A 2151-nucleotide genomic window follows, 5' to 3' on the forward strand; every position below is an offset into this window, starting at 1 on the left:
TCATATAGCTTGTCCACCATGTCATCAATTGAATCATCATCTTGAATTGAGTGAAATACACCGTAGCCTTGAATCTGCCTGACGCTTTTTAACGCCACGATCAGTATCTTGAATTGCTCATAAGACATGAACTTCTTATCTTCCGTTTCTCCTTTGACCATGTACTTGAACAACTCCAAATAGTCGCCCTCATTCATTTGGTCAATCATCGACGAGTAGCCGATTTCCAATAGGTCAAAATTGGACTTAGTGACCCTGACACCCTCATAGAGCATCTTCCAAAGCTTTTGAATCATAATCTCCATCTCGGAGAAGTAACGAGTCTCACGACGCTTGTAACGATCGTGTGAGTACGTATTCGTGTATTTCTTCTCTCCTAAGCCCTTATCGAGCACGAGAAGGACGTGGAAGTGAGGATGATAGCTATCGCCCTTGTACGTAATTTCTAGAGTACGTATCCCACCGACAAATCCGATATCGAAAGGCAAATCCTTCGCCTTTCTCTTTCCCTGAAGATATTGATTCATCATCGAATATGCTTTGCTCATTTTCTTGATCGTCTTCTCAAGTTCTTTTCCAGGCACGTTAGGTACGGTCAGAACCATTTGATAAGCATTTGGATGTACTTTCAATTGCTCCTGAATCACCGGCATAAATCGTGCCATTCGAGAAGCCTGTTTGACTTTCTTACAGTTGCTGCAAAATTTATCTTTGCAGAGATTCGTTTTCTTAAAATCCTTCACTTTCGCCTTGGAGTACTGGTCTAAGAACCAAAGACGGTTGCAATCATTCAACGACTCGAGATTGTTCGACAATGTTTTCTTTTGACTGACGCTAGATTCACCGATCAGACGATTGTAATATCCAGCGATCACTTCGTTATATCTTCTGTTTTCAGAGATAGAAGTCAGCATTTCCTTAGGCACTGTTACATGCCTTAAATCCAAAAAATCGCCCCCTTGTGAACCCGCATGGTTGAGCCATTAGTAGAGATGTTTCTAATATATCAAGTATTAGAGAAAATCACGGCTTCATTTCTTCGTTTTTTTGCTGTTTTGAATCAACTTCGTTTAGAGCTTCCTGTCGCTTAGCCATGTTCAACATTTCTTCCATGCTGTATGCCATGACACGTTGTTTACGGTACTCTTCCAAAGCATGAGTAACCAATGACGTAAGAGAAACGTTAAGTTCTGTTGCGACACCCTTTAAATACGCATGTAGATCCTCAGGCATGTTCATGTTGAATCGCTTGAGTTCTGTTTTCTTTGATTCGCTCATTTTTTCACCTCATTGTCTCGATATGACTCATACTGGATAAGTAACTGTTACTTATCTAAACCTATCGTAACCATTCGATTGAGGAAAATCAACGCTTTTTATTTCACGACTACTTGACGTGGAGCCTCTGTACCCCCGAACCCCCAAAAACACAGCGCCCCGTCGGGAAATGCCCTCCTCGGGGCACTTGTTTTCTTAGTGTTCTCAGGGGTACACCTCCACATAAAGTAGCTTTCGCGACATAAACACTGCACAAGGTTTTTTCAGAGTCACAGATGGATCTCGTAAAATGTCAGCTTAATCACTATCATTTCGGCAAGGGAGCGTGCGATCCGTTGCTCCGACTGGACGTGCGTCTCAGTCATGCGCTACGTATTCGCTCGCTTTCCATGTACGAAAAATAAAAGTGATGTCCAGTTGCATTTTTTGCGAATGCCCATCTACGCACCTTAAATAAATTTATGTGCCGACGGGTAAATCTACCGAGCTATTTTGTATGCAGTGTTTACGTCGTAAACGTTATTTACAATGTTTGCGTTGTATACGTAGTAATACGAGTATGCAATGTAATCGTTGTATACGTCGTTTACATTGTTTACACTGTAATCGTAGTAAACACGACGATTTTTTCTGTAAATACGAAAAAGGACACTCCGGCCAGAGTGCCCCAATTCTATTCAGTTTTCAAAAGGCTTGTGCTACACTTTTCTTATCGACTGTTAAGTATCTTCTCGCATGGTGGTTTTCAAGTGATTGAAAATGCGCTTTCGAGAGATCAAAGTGTATTCTTGATCGTCACGTAAATCCTGAACCGTTTCCCAGACGGCTTCGGGATTTTCTTGTTTCTGCAGTTCTTCAATCATCGAATCATAT

At 41.5% G+C, this 2151-nt stretch carries 2 protein-coding genes; both read right to left on the reverse strand.

Annotated elements, in window-relative coordinates; genetic code table 11:
• On the reverse strand, nucleotides 1-947 hold a 947-nt coding region (locus tag BLD48_RS12800; RefSeq protein WP_071500556.1), incomplete at its 3' end, for a protein rep.
• A gap of 76 nt (nucleotides 948-1023) precedes the next feature.
• Nucleotides 1024-1278 carry a hypothetical protein gene (locus BLD48_RS12805; RefSeq protein ID WP_071500557.1) on the reverse strand — a complete coding sequence of 85 codons (255 nt, stop codon included), beginning with the start codon at nucleotides 1276-1278 and terminating at the stop codon, nucleotides 1024-1026.
• Nucleotides 1279-2151: the final 873 nt, after the last annotated feature.

Source organism: Exiguobacterium sp. KRL4, from assembly GCF_001870785.1.
In the GTDB taxonomy this organism is placed as follows: domain Bacteria; phylum Bacillota; class Bacilli; order Exiguobacteriales; family Exiguobacteriaceae; genus Exiguobacterium_A.